General features: G+C 45.7%; 17 protein-coding genes. 8 read left to right on the top strand and 9 right to left on the bottom strand.

The window, feature by feature from the left end; translation table 11 throughout:
- The first annotated feature begins 205 nt into the window (after positions 1 to 205).
- The 4 genes from MO387_RS05960 to MO387_RS05945 all read left to right on the top strand — a co-directional run bounded on the left by MO387_RS05960 (position 206) and on the right by MO387_RS05945 (position 6,123).
- Complete coding sequence (locus MO387_RS05960) at positions 206 to 3,058, top strand: pitrilysin family protein (RefSeq protein WP_242326137.1); 2,853 nt, start codon at positions 206 to 208, stop codon at positions 3,056 to 3,058.
- 184 nt (positions 3,059 to 3,242) lie between these two features.
- Positions 3,243 to 4,892 carry a glutamate--cysteine ligase gene (gene gshA, locus MO387_RS05955; RefSeq protein WP_242326136.1) on the top strand — a complete coding sequence of 550 codons (1,650 nt, stop codon included), beginning with the start codon at positions 3,243 to 3,245 and terminating at the stop codon, positions 4,890 to 4,892.
- Positions 4,889 to 5,353 carry a hypothetical protein gene (locus tag MO387_RS05950; protein WP_006080606.1) on the top strand — a complete coding sequence of 155 codons (465 nt, stop codon included), beginning with the start codon at positions 4,889 to 4,891 and terminating at the stop codon, positions 5,351 to 5,353. Before gshA ends, MO387_RS05950 begins: the two co-directional genes overlap by 4 nt.
- 152 nt (positions 5,354 to 5,505) lie before the next feature.
- A complete protein-coding gene (locus MO387_RS05945; protein ID WP_086014855.1) occupies positions 5,506 to 6,123 on the top strand; it encodes a hypothetical protein in 618 nt (205 codons plus the stop codon).
- A 233-nt stretch (positions 6,124 to 6,356) separates the two neighbouring features.
- Here MO387_RS05945 and MO387_RS05940 read toward each other — a convergent pair whose 3' ends face one another.
- The 4 genes from MO387_RS05940 to dauA all read right to left on the bottom strand — a co-directional run bounded on the left by MO387_RS05940 (position 6,357) and on the right by dauA (position 11,404).
- Entirely contained in the window at positions 6,357 to 7,610 is a 1,254-nt protein-coding gene (locus tag MO387_RS05940) for a sensor domain-containing diguanylate cyclase (RefSeq protein ID WP_107946739.1), read from the bottom strand.
- A 163-nt stretch (positions 7,611 to 7,773) separates the two neighbouring features.
- Entirely contained in the window at positions 7,774 to 8,880 is a 1,107-nt protein-coding gene (gene purK, locus MO387_RS05935; protein WP_107946740.1) for a 5-(carboxyamino)imidazole ribonucleotide synthase, read from the bottom strand.
- Positions 8,880 to 9,371: a 5-(carboxyamino)imidazole ribonucleotide mutase gene (gene purE / locus MO387_RS05930; protein ID WP_006084961.1), complete on the bottom strand. Its 492-nt coding sequence runs from the start codon at positions 9,369 to 9,371 to the stop codon at positions 8,880 to 8,882. The genes purK and purE overlap by 1 nt, the downstream gene beginning before the upstream one ends.
- A 269-nt stretch (positions 9,372 to 9,640) precedes the next feature.
- On the bottom strand, positions 9,641 to 11,404 hold the full coding sequence (gene dauA / locus MO387_RS05925; RefSeq protein WP_011846067.1) for a C4-dicarboxylic acid transporter DauA: 1,764 nt from the start codon (positions 11,402 to 11,404) through the stop codon (positions 9,641 to 9,643).
- Positions 11,405 to 11,635: 231 nt separating this feature from the next.
- Here dauA and MO387_RS05920 point away from each other — a divergent pair, with 231 nt between their 5' ends.
- The 4 genes from MO387_RS05920 (at position 11,636) to MO387_RS05905 (ending at position 15,660) form a co-directional block, all read left to right on the top strand.
- Positions 11,636 to 13,519, top strand: a complete 1,884-nt coding sequence (locus MO387_RS05920; RefSeq protein WP_107946741.1) for a VWA domain-containing protein — start codon at positions 11,636 to 11,638, stop codon at positions 13,517 to 13,519.
- A 45-nt stretch (positions 13,520 to 13,564) separates the two neighbouring features.
- Entirely contained in the window at positions 13,565 to 14,170 is a 606-nt protein-coding gene (locus tag MO387_RS05915) for a sigma-70 family RNA polymerase sigma factor (protein ID WP_006080615.1), read from the top strand.
- Positions 14,163 to 14,888 carry a hypothetical protein gene (locus tag MO387_RS05910; protein ID WP_107946742.1) on the top strand — a complete coding sequence of 242 codons (726 nt, stop codon included), beginning with the start codon at positions 14,163 to 14,165 and terminating at the stop codon, positions 14,886 to 14,888. The genes MO387_RS05915 and MO387_RS05910 overlap by 8 nt, the downstream gene beginning before the upstream one ends.
- A gap of 235 nt (positions 14,889 to 15,123) precedes the next feature.
- Complete coding sequence (locus MO387_RS05905; protein ID WP_107946743.1) at positions 15,124 to 15,660, top strand: hemerythrin domain-containing protein; 537 nt, start codon at positions 15,124 to 15,126, stop codon at positions 15,658 to 15,660.
- A 211-nt stretch (positions 15,661 to 15,871) separates the two neighbouring features.
- Here the strand turns inward: MO387_RS05905 and MO387_RS05900 are convergent, their stop codons facing one another.
- The 5 genes from MO387_RS05900 to MO387_RS05880 form a co-directional block, all read right to left on the bottom strand.
- A complete protein-coding gene (locus MO387_RS05900; protein WP_006080618.1) occupies positions 15,872 to 16,057 on the bottom strand; it encodes a DUF3545 family protein in 186 nt (61 codons plus the stop codon).
- A 216-nt stretch (positions 16,058 to 16,273) separates the two neighbouring features.
- Positions 16,274 to 17,911, bottom strand: coding sequence for a glucose-6-phosphate isomerase (gene pgi, locus MO387_RS05895; RefSeq protein WP_107946744.1), 1,638 nt, complete (start codon positions 17,909 to 17,911; stop codon positions 16,274 to 16,276).
- Between the two features lie 19 nt (positions 17,912 to 17,930).
- The gene (gene tal, locus MO387_RS05890) at positions 17,931 to 18,887 is read right to left on the bottom strand and encodes a transaldolase (protein WP_106649734.1); all 957 of its coding nucleotides are present in this window, start codon (positions 18,885 to 18,887) and stop codon (positions 17,931 to 17,933) included.
- Between the two features lie 250 nt (positions 18,888 to 19,137).
- Complete coding sequence (locus MO387_RS05885) at positions 19,138 to 20,241, bottom strand: OmpA family protein (RefSeq protein WP_199908791.1); 1,104 nt, start codon at positions 20,239 to 20,241, stop codon at positions 19,138 to 19,140.
- Positions 20,242 to 20,480: 239 nt separating this feature from the next.
- Positions 20,481 to 22,847, bottom strand: a complete 2,367-nt coding sequence (locus MO387_RS05880) for a phosphoketolase family protein (RefSeq protein WP_107946746.1) — start codon at positions 22,845 to 22,847, stop codon at positions 20,481 to 20,483.
- Between the last annotated feature and the right edge of the window lie 276 nt (positions 22,848 to 23,123).

The following is a 23,123-nucleotide window of genomic DNA, read 5'->3' as shown; positions in this document are numbered from 1 at the left end:
TGGTCAAGGGCGGGGAGTGTTTTCCGTTTAGACTGAATTTACTGTATAGATAGGAACTTAGTGCCAATTTTGCGAGTCATAAATCCCAATGCTTAATCATTTAAGCGTACTTTACTCTACGGGCTGTGACTAAGCGGACTATGACGCTACACAGCGATGACTATACACAGCACTATGATTATGAAGCTGTATTTTTGACCCATTGATGTATGAGGGGAATGTTTTGAAGAAATGGATATTAGCGGTCGCAATTTCTGCCGCACTCGCGGGCTGTGCATCTGAAACGACTACGGCGAACTTGCCCGCAGGCGTTAAACTTATTGAAAATGTGCAACTGGCCGATTCGCAAGTAGGGATCCCCTACAAAAAGTACCAATTAGCCAATGGGTTAACGGTTATTTTGCATCAAGATGATTCCGATCCCTTAGTGCATGTCGATGTGACTTATCATGTGGGATCTGCCCGAGAATTAGCTGGCCGTTCGGGTTTTGCGCATTTATTTGAACACATGATGTTCCAAGGCTCGCAGCACGTCGCCGATGAACAACATTTTGAAGTGGTTACTGAAGCTGGCGGCACCTTAAACGGCACGACCAATACCGACAGAACCAACTACTTTGAAACCGTACCCAGCAATCAATTAGAAAAAATGCTGTGGCTTGAGTCGGACCGTATGGGCTTTTTATTGCCGGCACTCACCAGTGAAAAATTTGAAGTGCAGCGCGAGACAGTGAAAAACGAGCGTGCGCAACGTATCGACAATCAGCCCTATGGCCGCATGAGTGAGCGTTTTAGCCAAGCGATGTATCCTGTCGGTCATCCTTATTCTTGGCCTGTGATTGGCTGGACGGACGATCTTAATCGCGCCACAGTTGATGATGTTAAACACTTTTTCCAACGTTGGTATGGGCCTAACAATGCAACCCTGACCATAGGTGGCGATTTTGATGAAATGCAGACCTTAGCCTGGGTAAACAAATATTTTGGTGAAATCCCCCGCGGCCCTGAAGTCTCTTTAGAGCAAAAGGCGCTGGTTAACTTAGACAAAACGCGTTACATCTCCATGGAAGATCAAGTGCACTTGCCTTTGATCCGTATTGGTTTTCCAACCGTATACGCAAGGCATCCTGATGAAGCTGCGCTCGATCTGTTAGCCAATATTTTAGGCGGCGGCAAAACATCCTTGTTATATAAAAACTTGGTGAAAGATGGCTATGCCGTGCAGGCCAATGTCAGCCACCCTTGCCAAGAGCTGGCGTGTCAGATGTCGATTTATGCTTTAGCTAATCCTGAAAAGGGTGGCAAACTGGCGGATCTGGAACAACGTATCCTCGACTCGATTAAGGAGTTTGAGCAACGTGGCGTTACCGATGACGATTTGCAAAAAGTTAAAGTGCAGTTTGAGGCCGATACCATTTACAGCCTGCAAAGTGTTTCTGGCAAAGTGTCTGCCTTAGCGATGAACCAAACGCTGTCGGGCAATCCGAATATGATAGCCTCAGATTTGAGTCGTTATGCCAATGTGACCAAAGACGATGTGATGCGCGTGTTCAAGCAATACATCAAAGATAAACCTATGGTGGTTATGAGTGTGGTACCGCAGGGTATGACGTCACTTATCGCCCATGCCGATAACTTCACGCCCGCGACCTTGCCCATTGCGCAAACGGCGGTTGAAGGGGATTTGCCAAAGCCTGAACTTGTTTCAAGTTTTGATCGGACTAAGATGCCCGCATCTGGCGCCGCACCTGTGTTAAAGGTTCCGACAATATGGACAAAAACCTTAGCCAATGGCATAGAAGTCATGGGCACACAAAGCACTGAAACGCCAACGGTTGAGTTAATTGTGTATCTTAATGGCGGCCATAGACTGGTACCAGTTGAAAAAGCGGGCTTAGCGACGCTGACCGCAGAAATGCTCAATGAGTCGAGCCAGAAGCGCAGCAGTGAAGCGCTTTCGCAAGCGTTAGAAATGCTCGGCAGTTCAGTCGACTTTAGTGCCTCTGAATATCAAAGTGCGATCAAAATATCGACGCTGACAGCGCATTTAGATGAGACGCTGGCGATTATGGAAGAAAAACTCTTCCAGCCAGCCTTCAACGAAGCGGACTTTACCCGAGTAAAACAGCAGCAGTTACAGCAGATCCAGCATATGCAGTCCGATCCTAGCTACCTTGCTGATACGGCGTTGTCGTCTTTGTTATACGGTAAAGACAATGCCTTAGGCGTGAATGACATAGGTACGCTCGATTCAGTCGCGGCGCTCACGTTAGCCGATGTAAAAGCGTTTTATGCCCAGCAGTATCAAGGCGGTAACGCTAAAATCGTCACAGTCGCCAATTTACCTGAATCAGTATTATTGCCTAAGTTAGCGGGATTGAGTCAGTGGCAAGGGGCCGCAGTTGTGGTGCCGCCACTTAAGCCATTCCCAGCATTAAAAGGCGGTACGATTTATCTGATTGATAAACCTGGCGCGGCGCAATCGGTGATCAATATCGCCAAGCGCGCATTGCCCTATGATGCCACAGGCGATTACTTTAAATCTTACCTGATGAACTACCCGCTAGGCGGCGCATTCAATAGTCGTATTAACCTGAATTTACGTGAGAATAAAGGTTATACCTATGGTGCTCGCACCAGTTTTGCGGGCGGCGCTGAAGTCGGTGATTTTGTCGCATCAAGTAACGTTCGCAGTGATGTGACGGCGAAAGCACTCACTGAGTTTGTAAAAGAAATCAGTGCGTACCAGCAAAAGGGTATGACGGATACTGAACTTGCCTTTATGCGAAATTCAGTCTCGCAAGGCCAAGCACTTGATTATGAAACGCCGTATCAAAAAGCGGGCTTTATGCGAATGATCCAACGTTACCAATTGAGCCAAGATTTTACGACTCAACAGGACAAGATCATTAATACTGTAACAAAAGATGAACTCAATGCCCTCGCGGCTTCCGAGCTAGATATCAATAAAATGGTGATTCTAGTGGTGGGAGATAAAGCGAAAATCGAAGCAGATTTAGCGGCATTAGGCTATCCAATTGAAACTTTAGTATTGTAAATTGGTATTTCGCCCTTATATAGGTGAGAGGCGGGTACGTTAATTAACGACTATTCGTCACATATTTACCGGATTTACATCGAAAGACGGTGACAGCATTAGCTGTCACCGTCTGCTTTTAACAGTACAAGTTGTGAATTTGGCTTGCCCCACAGACAGGTTTAGATTTATTTTGAGGCGTATTTTGCAAGATAAGCCTCAAAATAAAGGTCTGACTGTTAACCTTGTCGCGATAGCGAATCACCAATTAGAGAAGCGCAAATTGAAGTCATTCAATGAATTAGTACAACATCTCTCGGACGCCCATGGGCGCACCGCACTCTTGGGTATGTTACGTGGCATAGAACGTGAGGCGTTGCGGATTGATGAGTCGGGTTATCTCGCCACCGATTCTCATCCTGAAGCCTTAGGCTCAGCGTTAATGCATTCGCGTATTACGACGGATTACAGTGAAGCCTTGCTCGAGTTTATTACTCCGGTACATAACAATGTTGAGCAACTGCTAAACGGATTAACTGAAACCCATGCTTTCAGCGTGCGCCATCTAAATGGTCAGCGCTTGTGGCCTGTGAGCATGCCTTGTTATGTGAAGGACGAGAAACAGATCCCCGTTGCCCGTTATGGTTCATCAAATACCGGTATGATGAAAACTTTATATCGTAAGGGCTTAACCTATCGTTACGGCGCCTTGATGCAGATTATTTCTGGGGTGCACTTTAACTTTTCGGTATCGCAAGAGTTATGGCAAAGCCTGTACGAATTGAGCGATAAGCAGTTAAGTTACGATGATTTTATTTCTGAATCCTATTTTGGCTTGATCCGTAACTACCGCCGTTTAGTCTGGGTGCTACCTTATTTATTTGGTGCCTCACCGGCATTATGTAGCTCTTTCATTAAAGATCAAAAAACCGACCTTAAGTTTGAAAAAACGGGCCACGGTACTTTGTATCTGCCCTTTGCGACTTCGTTGCGTATGAGCGATTTAGGCTACACCAACAAAGAGCAAGAAGAGCTGAATATCAGCTATAACTCTTTGCCTGAGTATCTGGCTGGCGTGAATGCGGCCATCAAAATGCCTTCGGCAAACTTTGCCAATATCGGCGTTAAAGTCGATGGTGAGTATCGTCAGCTCAATGCCAACGTATTGCAGATTGAAAACGAGTTCTACTCGCCAATTCGTGCAAAACGGGTGACGCGTAGTGGCGAGAAGCCGTCAGAAGCCTTAGCCCGTGCTGGGGTGGAATACATTGAAGTGCGTGCTTTAGATGTTAATCCATTTAGCCCGATTGGCATTGAGGCGACCCAAGTGCGTTTCCTCGATTTATTCCTACTCTATTGTTTATTAACGGAGTCGCCTAAGTCTGAAGCCAGCGAAGAGGCGAGATTAAGCGCGAATCTTAAAGCTGTGGTGCTTGAAGGCCGTAAACCTGGGCTTGAGTTACTAACCGCAAACGGTTCACGTTCGCTTAAATCTTGGTTAGAAGAGTTGTTTGATGCCTTGCAACCTTTGGCGGTATTGCTCGATGGTGAGGCGACGGATTATCAAGTGGCGTTAGCCCATTGGCGTAAAGCGGTTGAAGATCCTAACTTGACCCTGTCGGGACAAGTGCTGCAAAACGTAATCAACAAAGGCCAAGATCATGGTCAGTGGGTGATGACGTTGGCACAGCAATACTATCAATTCTTTGTCGATTATCCCTTGTCGAGCGAGACCATAGCGCAGTATCAAGCCGAAGCATCCAGCTCACTTAACAAGCAGGCCGAGCTAGAAGCGGCGCAGCGTTCAGTTTCGTTTGATGATTATCTGGAAGATTACTTTGGAGCTCAGTCGTGAAAGAGGGCTTATTCTCTTTCACTCGCTTGCGTATCAGCGCAGCTTTGATTGGGGCCAGTGCCTTATTATCAGGCTGCGCCGCTTCACCAGAAGATCCACTGGGCTGTGGCACTGTGTCGGGTTATTTGCAGCCCGATGCCAGCACTCACTGGTATCGCGTCGTCGTGACCCATTTAAACGGTCAGGCAGTGGTCTCTAAGCCTAATTATCAGCTAGCGCCCGGCGAGTATGAGTTTACCGTCGCGGAGCTGATTGATGATCCTAGCTTGTCGGTCACACTTGCCGCGCGAACGCCTAAGGTATTTAAGCTCAATGTTGAGAGCCATCAGCGTTATCATATCGGTGCGTTATTTCACACCGATAAGCGTTATATGGGCAAAGACACTGGGTATTGGGAACCAGGTGTGTGGCAGCAAGAAGAGCATGAGTGTCAGTTTGAGCTGAGTCCCGAAACGAAATAGCCAAAGCGTTAAGCCAGCAACATGCGATTTAAGTCAGATTGATTCCCCCCTAGCGCTTAGATCTTCTAAGCGTATAAAAGCTTTTTATGCTTGCCTCAGACTGAGTCTATGACATCATGGAGCCAGCTAACTCTCCAAAGAATATGATATTAATGAATAAACCCTCCACTATCTTACTCTGCGCAAGTCTCGGCATCTTGTCTGGTTGCGCGACGTCTCCGCCTAAGTCTCCTGAAAATTTGTGTGAGATATTTCAAGAACACCGAGATTGGTACGATGCCGCTAAAGACGCCCGTGACAAATGGGGCGTGCCAGTGCATGTGCCGTTGGCGATGATGTATCAAGAGAGTTCATTCAAGCACAATGCAGCGCCACCGATGGAATACTTTCTAGGATTTATCCCTATTGGCCGTGCCAGCGATGCCTATGGCTATGCGCAGGCTAAGACCATGACGTGGGATGATTATGTGCGTGAGACGGGCAACAATTGGTCGAGCCGCAGTGATTTCGATGATGCTATGGATTTTATGGGCTGGTTTATCAGTAAAACCCATAAGATTAATGGCGTGTCTAAATGGGATGCGCGGGCCCAGTATCTTAATTATCACGAAGGCTGGGGCGGGTATCGCCGTGGCAGTTACAAGTCTAAGGCATGGTTAGTGAAAGTGGCGAACAAAGTGGATGCGCGATCTAAACGTTACGCGGCGCAATATAAAACCTGCCAAAAAGATTTGGATTCATCTTGGCTGTGGCGTTTATTCTTTGGTTAGAGCTTAGCTAGAGTCTAGTTTGATCCCATTGTCAGCCATTTGAATGAGAGTCTGTGGCTGATTTTAGGTGTTTAACTTAGATATTTAATTGAGAGAGTTAATCGAGATAATCAGTTGAGATAGTCAACTCAAATCTTCAACTCTGTTATTCAAGCCTGATATTCAACTTCAATACTTACTGACTTTTGATATTGGCCTGTTAATAGCGGCTGTAGTACCTGAGTTCAACGAGCTTATTGTGCTTTCACCGCGAAAGTTTCTAATGCTTTAATGGCTTTCTTCTTCGCGCGCTTTTGCTCATACATGGCATGATCTGCAGTCTTAAAGGATTGATACCAATCGGTTTCGAAGGGTGCAATCCCAAAGCTAAAAGCTAGGCTAAGCTCTGAACCTTGATTCAAGGTTTTGCGCATATCATCTAAGTCCTGCTCGATTTGGGTTAGCGGCCCATGGCATAAAGCGACAAACTCATCGCCACCAAAACGGGAAATAATGCCCTTATTTTGCCAATAGGTCAGTATGGCTGTGGCTGTGCGCTTAATGGCAACATCGCCTGTCTGGTGTCCATAGGCATCATTAATGGCCTTGAGATTATCCATATCGATAATAATCAAAAAGCTGCCAAGGTGAGGTTTGTGCTGCCAGTGGTGCAGTTCATCTTCAAAATTCTTACGATTATAAAGCCCTGTGAGGGGATCGAAATTCGCAAGTTTAGTGATCTGCTGTGACTTCTGATAGAGCGCAATGGCATTACTGGCTTCGTGGGTCAGGATAGAGACAAGGTTGCGGTCGTAATCGCTAAAGGCACCAAGGCTACTGCTGTCGAGATTGAGCATGCCATAGAGCTTGCCATCGATACGGATAGGGCTAGACAGTGTTGAGCGTATCGGCTGCTTCGACACTGTGAGTAACACTCTTTGATCATCTTCAGTTAAGGTGCTGGCCGCATTGATATTTTTCATATCATTGATGACCACGACCTGATCGCATCTCCCCTTAGTGAGCCGATATTCAAAGGTTTGCTCTAAGGTAAAATCCAGTTGTCTGAGTTTTGCTAAATCGAGCCCCACGACAGATTCGAAATGCAGTTTGTTATTAGCCTCGTTGACTTTTATGATACTGCCCATTTCGGCACCATTAATCACGTATACGGCTTTGTTGAGTAATGCGTCGAGAAAGGCATGCTCATTTTTATAATGGCTTGAGAGGTGCGCGAGCTCGTAAATGGCATCATTGATGGTGACGACTTGCTCTAAATGCTCCCACAGTCGAGTTAAACGACCTTGATGCAAATAGTAAATCAGGCTGTAGGCAAAAATGTAAATGATGCAAACAAACAGTAATGGCAGGATAGTCCAACCTTCTGTGGGTGCATTAAAGATAAATAGCAGGACGAATAGACATATCGGCACGATGAGCAATAGCAGATGATAGCGATAATCTAAGCGATCTATGGTCTTACGTTTGAAATTATCCCTTAATTTCACTCGAGTATTCCTTTATCCGTGTCATTGCTAGCCACAATTGAATGCTATACATCACTAACGTATCCACACTGAGTTCTGTTAAGTATATAACGAAAATTGAAATATAAACTGATATGAAACTGCGAACAATTTCATATCAGTGATTTTGGTACTAAATACTGAATTAACGCGAATTTTCTGCGTATTCGGCCAATATCCAGGCTAAAGGAGCTTGGTATTGGATGGGCATCCACGTTTGCAGTGCGGCTATGCTCTGGTTGAGCACAGTTTGGTTGGGCACTGATAGATTCAAATGGCCCACTTTACGACCAGGGCGCACTTCTTTGTTGTACCAGTACAACTCAGCATTAGGCAAACTTAACCAGCGTGGATCATTATCGATACCGATAAGATTGACCATAACACACTGAAAATTCACTTGTGGCTGCGGGATCGCAATTCCGCATAGTGCACGCAAATGCAGCTGGAATTGATCCATATGGGTTCCGGCTTGAGTCCAATGGCCTGAGTTGTGCACTCGCGGTGCCAGTTCATTCACCAATAACTCATCATCACCAACACGGAAACATTCCATCGCCATCACGCCAACGTATTCAAGCTCATGCATAATGGCGCTGAGCATAGCTTCGGCTTGGGCTTGCAAAGGGCTTAAGCGTGCCAGTGGCGAAATCGATGCCATTAAAATGCCATCTTGATGTAAATTCAGCGTCAGCGGATAAAACACGCATTCGCCTTCGCGAGTACGGACGCCAACTAATGACACTTCTTCATCAAAATTAATCGCTTGCTCAGCAATTGCAAGGTTACGCCAATCGTTTGGAATATCCCCCGCTTCGGCTTGTTTAAGCCAATATTGTCCTTTACCGTCATAACCACCGGTACGGCGTTTCATCAAGACTCTTGGGCCATAGTGCTGATACAGGGTATCGACTTGGGTGTTATCGTCAACTAAGGTCCAAGGCGCTGTGGGAACACTGAGCTGGTCGAGTAGACTTTTTTGGCTAAAACGGTCGGCTAAACGGCTAAATACCGGACCATTAACAAAATGGGGATGTGAGCTGAGTTGTAAGCTAAGGGCGGACTCTGGCCACTGTTCACGCTCGGCGGTAATAATGTCGTGCGGCGCGAGTGGCAGGATGTCATCCGTAGGCGTCATTATATCAACGGCGTTAACTTCAATCGCTAATGGCTCGCCAGCGTGGGTCAACATAGCGCCCAGCTGACCATTACCTAATACCCAAACCTTAGGTTTAGTGTTTGTCTGGGTCATTAAACTTCCCTCGGATCTGGATTGTCCAGTACCGCACGGGTCTGTTCTTCTCTGAAAGCGTCAACACGAGCCGCTAATTCAGCATCGTTATTCGCAAGGATTTGGCAGGCCAATAATCCCGCATTGAATGCGCCCGCTGTGCCTATGGCTAAAGTGCCAACGGCGATGCCTTTTGGCATTTGAACGATAGACAATAAGCTATCCATACCTGACAGGGCTTTACTTTGGACTGGGACACCTAATACGGGTAAGCGAGTTTTAGAGGCAATCATACCGGGTAAGTGTGCTGCACCGCCGGCGCCACCAATGATGATTTTAAAACCACGATCGGCGGCAGAGGCTGCAAACTCCATGAGTTTATCTGGCGTTCTATGGGCGGAAACCACTTCAACATGATAAGGCACTTGCAGTTTATCCATTATCTCAGCGGCGGCTTCCATCGTGGGCCAATCACTTTTAGAACCCATAACAACAGCAACAAGGGCTTGCATGATAACTCCTTAACTCACTAATTTTAATTATATTTTGACCTTGTTTCAGGTCTAGGTACAGTTGATGCTTGTCTAGCCGTCACCGGTAGCAAGCATCATGGCGCTGAATAATACCATGATCCTCGTCATTTCTGCCCGTTTTTGCGAGCGAAAAAACGTCTTTTGCTGTGATGAATGGCTTGAGTAATTGAGCCATAAAAAAGACCAATCCTGAGATTGGCCTTTGATTTAAGTCAGCAGCATTAAGCCGCTGAAATTGCGCTGCTGGTTTACTGCGTCTGCTTATCCGCAGTGATTTCTGTTTGCTGAGTGATAACTGGCGCTTCGGCCATGGCTTCTCGTAGGGTCGAGTAAAACTTCAACACGCCCTCAATCGGCTGGATCTTGGCTCTTGCTAGCGTTCGAATGGGCTGGAATTGTAGATCGGCAATAATCAGCTTAGTCTTATTTGCTTTACATTTTTCAATCAGTTTTGTCAGCGCGGCTAAGCCTCCAGCATCCAAAATCGAGACCCCATCGAGATACAGCACTATCACTTGTTTATCTTCGGTGAGACTGGCGATTTCGGAGAAAATCCGGTCGGCAGCGGCGAAGAAGAGTGGCCCGTTAATTTTGAGAACGGCCCAATCGGCGGGTAACTCTTGATCGACATAACGCTTGTTGGTGCTGATATCGTAAAGCCTTGTCATCTCGGCAATTTCCTTCATAAACAGCAAGGCAGCGAGAATGATCCCCACACTGATGGCAATGACCATGTCGAAAATAACCGTTAATGAAAAACAGCTAACAAAGACCATGATATCGCTGGTGGGCGCGGTTTTAACTAAATGCAGCGCTTTGTGGGCCTCACTCATGTTCCAAGCTACGACGAGTAGCAGGGCAGCCATGGCCGACATCGGCAAGTAGGCGAGTACGCCCGCTAAGGCGACTAAACCAAACAATACCACTATGGCGTGGATCATGGCCGCAATTGGACTCTGAGCGCCCGCTTTGACGTTCGCCGCGCTACGGGCGATTGCCGCTGTCGCCGGAATCCCGCCAAAAAACGGCGTGATGATATTACCTATGCCTTGGCCGAGTAACTCACTGTTGGCACTGTGGCGTTTGCCTGTCATGCCATCGAGCACCACAGCACACAGTAGCGATTCAATCGCCCCTAACATGGCAATGGCAAAGGCGGCAGGTAACAAGGCTTGAAAGGTCGCTAAATTAAACTGAAAAGCTTGACCATTGGCGCCTGCTTGCAGCCAAGGCCACTCGAAACTCGGTAATACCGCTGGGATCCCCATGCCTGTGGTGCCATCGCTCAGTTGATAGTGGAAACGAGTGCCTATGGTTTCTATGTCTGCGCCCATGGCATTGAGCACCAAGGCGAGGATAGTGCCGAGTATGATTGCCGGAAGGTGCGCTGGCACAGGTGTTTTGAGTTTAGGCCAAAGTAGCATAGTCGCTAAGGTGGCGCTTGCAACCAGTAAGCTAGGCAAATGGACCGAAGGAAGCGCTTGGGCTAATGCCATTAGCTTGGCCAGATATTGCTCCGGCATATGGGCAATTTCTAGCCCGAAAAAGTCCTTTAGCTGCAAGGTGGCAATGACTACGCCAATCCCTGCGGTAAAACCTAAGGTGACGGATTCTGGAATATACAGAATCAACCGGCCAAGGCGCAGCGTCGCCATGCCGACGAGTATCATTCCTGACATCACAGTCGCGATTAATAATCCTGCTAAACCAAACTGTTGGGCTATGGGGTAGAGCAATACCACAAATGCCGCTGTCGGGCCGGACACGCTGTAACGTGAGCCGCCAGACATGGCGATAATAAAGCCACCGACAATGGCGGTATACAAGCCGTATTGAGGCGCAACACCACTGGCAATGGCTAATGCCATCGCTAATGGAATTGCAATAATACCCACAGTGAGACCGGCAAGAAGATCTTGCCCAAAACGTTTAAACGAATACTTATCCTTCACGCAAGCTTCTGTGAGTGCGTGGGCGATCCTTAGGGAAAACAAATGAGCTGAGTGTGACACGAGAGGGTCCCATAGCTAGGCTAGCAACAAGCTTCTATTTTAGTGGCCAGATTGAATGTGCAGTGTGATCTTGCCGGCAAAAGCGATTGAAAATACTTTGTTTTGTATAAATAGTGTGCTTGAGGCGGTTTAATTCTCATTTAAGCATGTTTTGCAAAATATCGAGATGTTTTAACCCTTTTGGTAATGCGGGCCGTTTACAGCTTTAGGTCAACATCAAAGGCATTCAACATGAAAACACAATATTCCCCAAAAACCGTTTCAGTTCCCGATCCAACTCTCTACCTGCAATGGGGAAACGGTATTCCATCGGCGACCAATACGGCTGCTCTATTACTGGTCGCAGTGAGTTTAACGGCCTGTGGCGGTAAAGGCGTCGAAGTTGAACATCGACAAGCGGAGCAGCAAGCCGAGCAACGTCATCAAGAAGCGTCGCAGCGCCAAGCTGAAATGCGTGATGCCGCTAAGGTTGAAATGGCGAGGGTTGCGGCGCCGATGCAAATGTCTAGCAATGGGGCAGTGATGGGAATGAGCATAGCGCCAATGCCGCGTGACTATGCCGCGATTCCGTTAGCGCAAAATAAATTCGAGCAGCAAGTGCAAAATGGCATCATGGTGGCAGGGGAGATCCCGGTATCGACGTTTTCCATCGATGTCGATACTGGCAGTTATGCCACTTTAAGACGAATGCTGAGGGAAGGGCGCTTACCCGAGAAAGGCACTGTCAGAGTTGAGGAAATGCTCAATTATTTTGCCTACGATTATCCCTTACCCGCTAAAAACTCGGCGCCGTTTAGCGTGACGACAGAGCTTGCACCCTCACCTTACAACGACGACATGATGCTGCTGCGGATTGGCCTTAAAGGTTATGACTTACCTAAATCTCAATTAGGCGCCAGTAACTTAGTCTTTTTACTCGACGTCTCAGGCTCTATGGCGTCAGCGGATAAATTGCCTTTACTGCAAACGGCATTAAAGCTGCTAACAGCGCAGTTAAGCGCGCAGGATAAAGTCTCTATTGTGGTTTATGCAGGGGCGGCTGGTGTAGTGCTCGATGGCGCGTCGGGGAACGACACTCAAACCTTGACCTATGCGCTAGAGCAATTAAGTGCCGGTGGTTCAACCAATGGTGGGCAAGGGATCACGCAAGCCTATCAATTGGCCAAAAAGCATTTTATCCCCAATGGCATTAATCGAGTCATCCTTGCGACCGATGGTGATTTCAATGTTGGCGTGACAGATTTTGATGATTTGATTGCCTTGATTGAAAAGGAAAAAGATCATGGCATTGGCCTGACAACCTTAGGGTTTGGCTTGGGCAATTATAACGATCAACTGATGGAGCAATTGGCGGACAAGGGCAATGGCAACTATGCCTATATTGATACGCTGAATGAAGCGCGAAAAGTGCTGGTGGACGAGTTGAGTTCGACCTTATTCACTATCGCCAAAGATGTGAAAGTGCAGGTGGAGTTTAATCCAGCCTTAGTCTCGGAATACCGTTTGATTGGCTATGAGAATCGCGCCTTAGCACGGGAAGATTTTAATAACGATAAGGTGGATGCGGGCGAGATTGGCGCGGGTCATACAGTAACAGCCTTGTATGAATTAAGGTACGTTGAAGCTGGGAATAGGATGAATGATAAACTTAGACATGGCGTTGATGCTCAAACGGGGAAAGAGAAATACAGCCGTGAAGAAATTGCTTTCCTTAAATTGAGATACAAGTTGCCAGCACAAACGCAGAGCCAATTACTGAGTTATCCCATCAGGTTAGATCAAAGCGTTAAACAGCTAGATCAAGCAAGTGATGATTTTAGATTTGCCGCCGCGGTTGCAGGGCTAGGGCAATTACTCAATGGCAGTCACTATCTACATCAATTTGATTATACTAAGTTAAGCTTACTCGCACGTTCAGCATTAGGGGATGATCCCTTTGGTTATCGACATGAATTTGTGCAGTTAATGGAAACCGCAGCGGCGATAGAGCAATCTAATCAGCTGCCAATTAACAAAACATTCGATGGCTCGGATAAACCTTTTCCTCCCCAAGATAAACGCCATGGCGAGCCAATGAGAGATAAGAGCAATCCGCGTAATGAGAGATTACAATAGTAAAAGTGAATACAGGGGGTTAACCCAAATGACGAGGAATTTCCCGTGGCATTAGCAATACCGCAATTACCAACCCATGAGCACTCAGATGAGCAATTGATGTTGTGCTATGCCAAGGGCGATTCAAAAGCATTTGAGCAGTTATACCTGAAGCACAAAGGCGCGCTTTATCGCTACTTTGTGCGCCAGTTAGGTGATAAGCAGTTAGCTGAGGATTTATATCAAGAAACATGGGGACGGGTGATCCGCGCAGCGGCTAACTACGAGGCCAGTGCTAAGTTTACTACTTGGCTATATCGTATCGCCCATAACTTATTGATTGATCATGTGCGAGCGGTAAAACCCGTCGATTTAGTCGCCACTGATGAGGATGAAACTGGACTCGATACTTTTGTGGCAGGTGAGCAAGATAAGCCTGATGTGCAGTGGCAAGAAGCGCAAAAGAGTTTATTGCTAAAGACCTGCATCGCACTGTTACCCCAAGTCCAGAAAGAGGCATTTATCCTGAACATTGAAATGGGTTTTACGGCTGCCATCATTAGCGACATTGCGGGCGTGACTTTAGAAGCGACTAAGAGCCGTATTCGCTACGCTTACCAAAGTCTAAAGGATTGCGTTAGCGCGAAATGGCAGGAGGCGGGTCATGAGTAATTCATCTTCAAATGCCGATGAGCGCGCATTACAACAGGAAGTGCTGGCTTGGTATCGCCAACAGGCCTTAGAAGTTCCACCGCAGCAACTTGATCAAGATATCTTACAGCTGGCGCAAACTCACTTAGCTGAAATGCATCAAAGTAAAATAACCGCCGTTGAAGCTCCAACTTCTGTTTGGCGACGTCACCCTTGGGCGTTATCGAGCGCGGCATCTTTGGTGCTTGTTGTGGGTTTACTTGTACTGAATCGGCCGCAAATCGAAGATGTTATGGCTCCAAGTCCAATGGCGATGAGTGCTCCGGCGCCACAAGCCATGACGAGAATAGCAGATACGCAAGCGCTGCAATCATCCAATATGCAAGCAGAAGCTGTGGCTAAGCATGAAATACAGACTCAAATGCAGCAAGCGAAGGCCGCAGCGGGTGCTATTGAGCGACAACATGATGCAAGCAGCCCAGCTATCGCTGCAAGGTCGATGAATGCACCCAGCGCGGCTGAGTCTTCAGACATAGATAAAGTGCCACTCGCAGAGTCTTTACATCAGTTACATGCCTTCATCAAAGCGAAGGAGACTGAGCAAGCATTGGTGCTTGAGCAACAACTGCTTAAGGATTATCCACAACTCGCCGTTGAGGCTGCAGATAAAGCGCTGCTAAGCGAACAACAGCTCGAATTTAAAAAGTTACAACAGCAGCTACATCAGCTTGCTAAATAAGTGTGTTGTTGTGGTTTTAGTAATAAAAGCGTGATGATCAATCATAACGTGGTGAGAAAAACCGCTAAATGCCCCTGAGATTTGGATAGACGTGTTAGTGTTTGTGGTCTGTTTACTGTTTGGTATGTGATTTACTTGATCAACGTCATAAAGTGAACAGGATTTAGCCTGCTATATTGGTGTTAGTCTACGACTTGACTAGTATCAATAGTCAGATCCATATCCAGGAGGCATTATGCTTAAAAGACTCATGCATGATCATAAACATATAGCTGTATTGCTAAATGTTTTAAAAAACAAGCAGATGAAACTGTCAGAAGGTGAGTCAATCAACTTCATCGTGGTGCGTGATATCGTTGAATATATGCAAGGATATGCTGAGCGTTGCCATCATCCGGTTGAAGATATTATTTATGCCTACTATCTTGCGCATAAAGCCAATGACAGTATCAATAAGTTGAGTGCCGAACACGAGTTAGTGATCCAAGCCTCGGCGGCTTTGATGACGACGTTGAATCTGATCCTCAGTGATATTGTGGTTGCCCGTGAGAAACTGATTGTTGATTTTGCAGATTATGTCGCATTACAAGAGCGGCATATGCAAATGGAGGAGCGGGAAATATTTCCTCTGTTAGCTAAAACCTTGACAGAACAAGACTGGCAGTTGATTGAGTCTGAGTGTCAGAAATCCTTGATTAATGATCCTTTGTTCTTAGATCGCGAGCAGAAAGAATTTGAGGATTTGCGGGCTTATCTAACAACGGCTGACTAGCATTGATTCACTCATAGGGCCCACCTTGTGGGCTTGAACCTAGGATTCAATACTACAGAGCGATGTTTTTTTTTGCGTTAGCTTCTGTTACTCGCGAATCGTTATTCCCTCTTATTTCCCACCAGATCCGATAGTACAAATAAAAAAGCGCCGAATGGCGCTTTTCTTGTTCATGTTTGAGGCTAATGGTTTAGCTCATCTCAACATGTCATTACAACTGGATGGCATCAATGTCGTAGTTAAAGTTATTATCGATTTCTTGGAGTTCTTTGAGCAAACGATGCTTATCTTTCAACGCTTCGATCTCACGCCATTTACGCTTTTTATTGGAGCCTCGCGAACGATCGGGTCTTTCAACGACTTCATCTAGCGCACAACCATAATCTAAACGATCCATGGCAACCTCCTGTTGTTGTATGTTTTGTCAGCGATTAAATAACATATTTTTAAAACAGGGTGCAAGAATTATGTTTCAATTGTGTTAAGTTGAAATGAACTTTGAGTGATATGTCGTTGATCTTGAGTGTGGGTTGAGAGCGAGGAAGAGTCGGAAAGTTGAATAAAAATAAAAGGATAAAATTAAAAAGCCAGCAATTGCTGGCTTTTTGTTCGATTAGATTTTGCCTTGTCGATAAAGGTTAATCAATGCGTTACTTGAGGCATCTAAGGCATCACAATCCTGGCCAGCGCCGATGCGTGCTAACACATCGTTACCCAGATCCTTACCGAGTTCTACACCCCATTGGTCAAAGGAGTTAATGTCCCAAATTGCACCTTGAACGAATGTTCTGTGTTCATACAGGGCAATTAAAGCACCTAGGGTGCTCGGCGTGAGCTTATCCATGAGTAAGGTGTTGCTCGGCTTGTTGCCTGGCATCACTTTATGTTTTGCGATCAGCTGCTTCTCAGTCGCTGATAATGCGCTATTAGCGAGTTCGGCTAAGGCTTCATCAAAAGTACGACCTTGCATTAAGGCTTGAGTCTGGCCAAAGCAGTTTGACGCTAATTGGTCGTGGTGCTCACCGATAGGATTATGACTTTGCAGTGGCATAATAAAATCGGCAGGGATCAGGGCAGTACCTTGATGCAACAGCTGGTGGTAGGCATGTTGGCCATTAGTGCCTTCGCCACCCCAAATTACTGGACCAGTACTGTAGTCAACATCTGTCCCGTTTAAGGTGACAGACTTACCATTACTTTCCATGTCGAGCTGTTGGAAGTAAGCCGGTAGACCACGTAGATAATGATCATATGTCAGTACAACATGGGACTGAGCATTGAAGAAATTACCGTACCATAGGGATAATAAGCCCATGATCACTGGCATGTTTTCTGTCAGTGGTGCATTGGCGAAGTGCTCATCCATTTGGTGGGCACCTGAGAGCAAGGCTCTGAAATTATCCATGCCAATCAAGAGTGCTATCGGTAAACCAATCGCTGACCAGAGTGAGTAACGACCGCCAACCCAATCCCACATAGGGAAAATATTGTCTGCATCAATCCCAAAATCCGTCGCTTTGGCGACGTTTGAGGTTACTGCGACAAAGTGTTTTGCCACATCTGACTGCAAACCGCCTTTTGCTAAGAACCATTCTCTGGCAGTGAGGGTATTGGTTAAGGTTTCCTGTGTGCCGAAAGATTTGGACGACATGATGAACAAGGTCGTTTCAGGATCCAGTAACTTCAGCTTCTCACTGATAGAAGTACCATCTACGTTTGCCACAAAGTGACATTTCAATTCTGGGTTCCAATACGGGCGCAGCGCCTGAGAGACGATCTTTGGACCAAGGAAAGAGCCACCGATACCGATACTGACAATATCGGTTATCGCTTTACCTGTGTAACCTTTCCATTGACCTGATGTCACTGAACTTACAAACCCTTGCATTTTATTCAGGGTTTGTTGAACTTCAGGAACTATGTCTTGACCCTCGGCAATAATCGATTGTTCCGCAGTGCTACGTAGCGCAGTGTGCAAAACGGCGCGCTTCTCGGTGGTGTTAATGATCTCACCCGCAAACATTGCTTTGATTTTTGCTTCAAGTTGACTATTGCTTGCCAACGCAAATAACAGATCAAGCGTTTCCGTCGTTGCTCTGTTTTTAGAGTAATCGAGTAATAAACCACAGGCAGTTAGCGACATTTTATTGAAACGTGCCGCGTCAGTGGCAAACAATTCCCGCATATGCGGTACATTTTTACTGTGTGCTGATAAAGCTTGCCATGTTGAGCTTTGGGTCAAGTGTGTCATCTCGCCGTCTCCAGAGTGCTTAGTTTGCTAGCTTAGCCGTGAGCATCACTTCGAGTTTGCCCTGGTCGATAGCAAAGTTTCGAATGCCTTCTGCAAGCTTATCAACTGCCATAGGATCTTGGTTAAAGTCCCAACGGAATTGCGCTTCTGTTAATGGAGCTTCGGCTGCGACAGTGCTGGTTGCCGGAACCAGTTTAGGAGTAATGTCGACTTGCGAATTAGCCAGTTCTTCTAACAGAGAAGGACCAATCGTGAGACGATCGCAGCCTGCTAGTTCGATGATTTCACCGATATTACGGAAACTTGCGCCCATAACGACAGTATTAAAACCATGCTGTTTGTAATAATTATAGATTTCGGTAACAGAAATGACTCCTGGGTCATTTACGGCATCGTAGTCTTTACCTGTATCTTTTTTGTACCAATCAAGGATACGGCCTACAAAAGGCGAAATTAGATAAGCACCAGCCTCGGCGCAAGCACGTGCTTGGGCAAAGCTAAATAGCAGAGTTAAGTTGCAGTTGATGCCTTCTTTCTCTAGCTCTTTAGCGGCACAAATGCCTTCCCATGTTGAAGCAAGTTTGATCAGAATACGTGATTTATCAACGCCCGCTTCTTTGTAAAGGCGAACCAGCTTATGGGCTTTCGCAATTGATTGTTCTTTATCGAATGATAAACGGGCATCAACTTCAGTTGATATACGCCCAGGAACGAGTTTCAGTATTTCTACACCGATATTAACGGCGAGCTTGTCGCTGGCATCATCAAGTTGCTGCGCGAGATCGGCACTTTGTGATTTTGCCCAATCGATAGCGTTATCTATGAGGGATTCGTATTCAGGAATTTGAGCCGCTTTCAAGATGAGTGATGGATTGGTTGTCGCATCTTCAGGTTGGTAGCGTTTAATCGCTTCGATGTCGCCAGTGTCAGCGACGATAGTGGTATATAACTTGAGTTGCTCTAATGTATTGGCCATGAAAAACATCCTTCTCAGGTAGCAGTCTTAACTCGGAATTCACTGATGACTATTAGAAGCGATTTTGCCAACTTTTCCAACCTTGAATGTAAAAAAATTACAAAAATGACAATTTTATGTCTATTTAGGTTTGGCATGAGATACAGGCTCTCATCTTGGCTGTGGTAGAGGGTATCGCTTTTCCTAGTGTATACCCCATAAAAACAAAAAGTCGCTGCAAGCAGCGACTTTTTTACGTCAATAAGTAATATTACTTAAGAACAGGTTGTTTAGCTGTAGTTGTCACAACGGCTTCGATGCGACGGTTAGCAGCATGGGCTTCTTTCGAGTCACCAGCAACCAGTGGCTGAGTCACACCGTAACCGTTAGAAGTTACGCGGCTTTGGCTGATACCATATTTCTCAACAAGAATTTTGGCAACGGCGTCAGCACGTTTGTCAGATAGCACCATGTTGTACTCTGGTTTACCTACGTTTGAGGCATGGCCAGCGATTTCAACAGTGAACTCTGGGTTCTTGTTCAGGTAGTTAGCTAGTCTTTCGATATCTTTGTAGAAAACAGGCTTAACTACTGCTGAATCGTTAGCAAACTGGATTGAACCCACGTCTTCTTTATTTTTTACGTTTTCGTAAATGGTACAGCCAACAGAGTCAACTTTATGTGTTGCTGGTGTGGCTGGACATTGGTCTTTGTCGTCATAGACGCCATCGTTGTCTGAGTCAACAGGTGCTGCTGCGATAACCGCTGCTGCAACAGGTGCTGCAACTGCTGGAGAACCGAAGCGGTAGCTTAATTCTAAGCCCCAGTAGTTGCTATCAGCTTCAATAGTATTGAAATCAGTATCATCTAAGTTTTCATAACGACGGTATTTAGCTTGTAACTTCAAATTATCAGTGAAGTTGTAACCCACACCAGCACCAATGTATGGAGCAAAATCGTTTGAGCTGTATTTGTTAGTACCGTTCTGAGTATTCTCAAGTGAATAATACATAGCACCCGCTTCAGCTGATAAGCTCCAGCGATTGGCTAGTGGCCAGATACCTACTAAGCCTAGCGTTGAACCTTTCACGCCAGCATCATTACTGGTGGCCCCATTGGTCCAATCAGCATTACCTAAATCGCGGAAACCGATTTCAGCGCCGAAGTAATCATTGAACATATAGCCTGCGAATACATCCCATGCATATGGGTCATCTTGACCATTCTGGGTCGCGATATGTTCATAGTTGTTAACGCCTAAACCTGCGCCAACATACCAAGGAGTGAGTTCTTGAGCCGCTGATACAGTGAAAGGTAATAGCGAGGCAAGCAGTACAAATTTTAATTTATGATTCATCATGTTCTCCAATTCCATTATTTATGATTCTCCACCAATATGTCTTGCTTTATGTGTGCAAAACATTGCTAGCACTTAATGTGGGGATCCTTTGGTATTGTAGCCAGCGGTTAATTATCACTTGGTTTGTTAAGTTTTACCAGTGTTAAGAGTTTCCTTTTTATAGTCACTCGTGCTGTAAGTTGTTTTTTAAACATAAAAAAGGCACTCCGAGGAATGCCTTTAAAATGAATTATTTTGTTATTTTTTCGTAAACTTTAACGTGTCCATACCCAATTCTCAATTTCTACTGGGTCGACACCATTGGCTTTAATATAGTTGCGGTGATCAACTAGTCTTTGTAGCATGTCTGTGGTGATTGAAACGTGCATAGTTTCATCAATAACGCCCTGTTGGAACAGTTTGTAAGCCATATCAATCACTAGGTGATAACGTGATGTGCCGTTACGAACGCCCATATCGAATGGAGTGGTTGTTGAACCTTCTTCTTCATAGCCTTTAATTCTGAAGCGACGGCTGCCTTTGTAATCAAATATTAACTTTTTAATCGTATTTGGGTAACCATGGTAGTTGAATACCACGCCTTTATCTTGGGTAAATATTTCGTCCATTAACCAAGGTTTTTCTTTAAATTTGCGGCTTCCTAAGCCATCACTGCTTAATTCGGTGACGCTAACGAAGCGAATTTTGACTCTTGGAAGGAGTTCTCTGATCAATACTAATGAGGCCATGCACTCTTGAGTGACGTAATCACCACAACCTGCCAGCACAATATCTGGATTCTCATCAGAGGCGAAATCCCACACCATCACGCCATCTTTTGCTTGTTTACGCGCTTCTTCCAAGCTCAACCATTGTGGTAACTCTTTCTTACCAGCAACAAGAATATTGAGTTTGTCGCGGTCGGCGTAAGCCCGTTCGGTATAAACCAAGGTGCTGTTAGCATCTGCTGGTAAATAAGCAGAGATAATTTTTGGATGCTTCTCTAGCATAGCCCCAAGGAAAGACGGGTTTTGATGCGAGTAGCCATTATGGTCTTGGCGTTCAAGCAGCGAAGATAATACGACGTTACATGAAGGCAGTGGCTTACGGAAATGCACGCCTTGGCTTGCATAGACGTATTTACAGTATTGGTCGGCCATCGATGAGATCACTTGTGAGAATGATTCATAGGTTGGGAACATGCCGTGGCGGCCTGTTACTGTGTAGCCGTGCAACATACCAAAGAGCAAGTTTTCAGAAAGGAGCTCAATCACTCGTCCTTCGCGGGACATGTCTTCATCCCAGCTCTCAATTGGCCATTGCCATGCACGATCGGTTTCTTCAAATACGGCTTGTAGTTGATTTGAATAGGTTTCGTCAGGGCTGAAAATACGTAGATTGCGCTGATCGCGGTTTAACTTGAATGCATCACGCATCCATTCACCCATTTTCAGCATTGAATAACCACGGTGACCACGTGGTACTTCTGGGCCGTAGCTGAGTTTCTCGAGATCAGGGTTCGTTAACGCTCTAACTACTTCACCACCATAGGTGAGATGTTGACGACCACAGGCAAGTTGCTTAGGTGGAATTAATGAGCAAATGTCTGCATCAAAAATCAGCTCGCCTTTATCATTCATTTGGTAAAGTTCTTGGAAGTGGTAACTGGCAAGCCAATTGTCAAGTGCATCCAGATGACCTTTATCTGTGGCACATTTATTGACGATCACTTGGTGTGATTCGCAGTTACCTTCTAATTTCTTACCTTTATACTCACTGACACCCGTCCAACCTTTGGCAGTGCGCATTAAAATCACTGGCCATTTAGGCTTAACCACATCTTCACCGCTACGGGCACGACGTTGGATATCATTGATCATGGCATAAGCGGTATCCATGGCATTCGTCATCTGCACATAGATATCTTCTTCTAATTCGTTATCAACGATAATTGGGAAGTAGCCAAGACCACGGAATTCAAGATCCAGTTCTTCATGACTCATGCGCCCCATGCGGGTAGGGCCTGAAATTTTATAGCCATTGATATGCACAATCGGTAATACTGCACCACTTGTCGCAGGAGAGACTAGACGGTTTGCGTACCAAGATGCTGCTAATGGTCCGGTTTCTGCTTCACCGTCACCAATTAAGACTGTGGCGATCAGATCTGGATTATCGAGTACTGCACCCCAGCCAACAGAAAGTGAGTAGCCTAGTTCGCCACCTTCAAGAATTTGTCCTGGAGCTTCTGGGTTTGCGTGTGAAGGATAGCCATAAGCGGCGGAAAACTTCTTACAAATATCTTCGATACCGGTTTCATTGTAGGGGATCGTTTCTGGATAGAAATGACTTAATGAACCTTCCATGAATAAGTTAGCTTGTACTGCTGGGAAACCATGGCCAGGGCCAACTAAATAGATGAACGAGCGATTATGTTTCACTATCAATCGGTTAATGTTGGCATAAACAAAGTTAATGCCGGGGCAGGTACCCCAGTGGCCAAGTAAACGTGGTTTGATATCAGTATGGGCAAGTGGACGTTTATGTAAGACGTTTTGTTTGAGATAAATCTGCGAGGTCGCAAGAAAGTTAGTCGCTCTGACATATTTTTTCAGAGCATTGATTTCATGTATTTGTGTCATATAAAGCCTCACTAAAACAAACAAGAGATGATTGAAGTTTCTATGTGGATACTATATTTGTAGTTTTATTACAAAAATGTGCCCTACATCCAAATTTTAAAAGTTGTTTTTACTGTTAAAAATAATGGAGCAACTTCGCGGTTTTGTTAATGTAGCTTTAACAGTGGCTTAGCTTATGTTGTGAGGCGTGATGTTGATGGCGTTTAACTGTGCAAACGCGAGCTTGATCACATGAGCAATTTCGAATACTGTGCTATTTTGCTGCGTTGAATTCGG

Source organism: Shewanella sp. N2AIL, assembly GCF_022690845.1.
Taxonomy (GTDB): domain Bacteria; phylum Pseudomonadota; class Gammaproteobacteria; order Enterobacterales; family Shewanellaceae; genus Shewanella; species Shewanella baltica.
The sequence above is the reverse complement of the archived record's forward strand: the minus strand, read 5'-3'. Positions and strand labels throughout refer to the sequence as shown.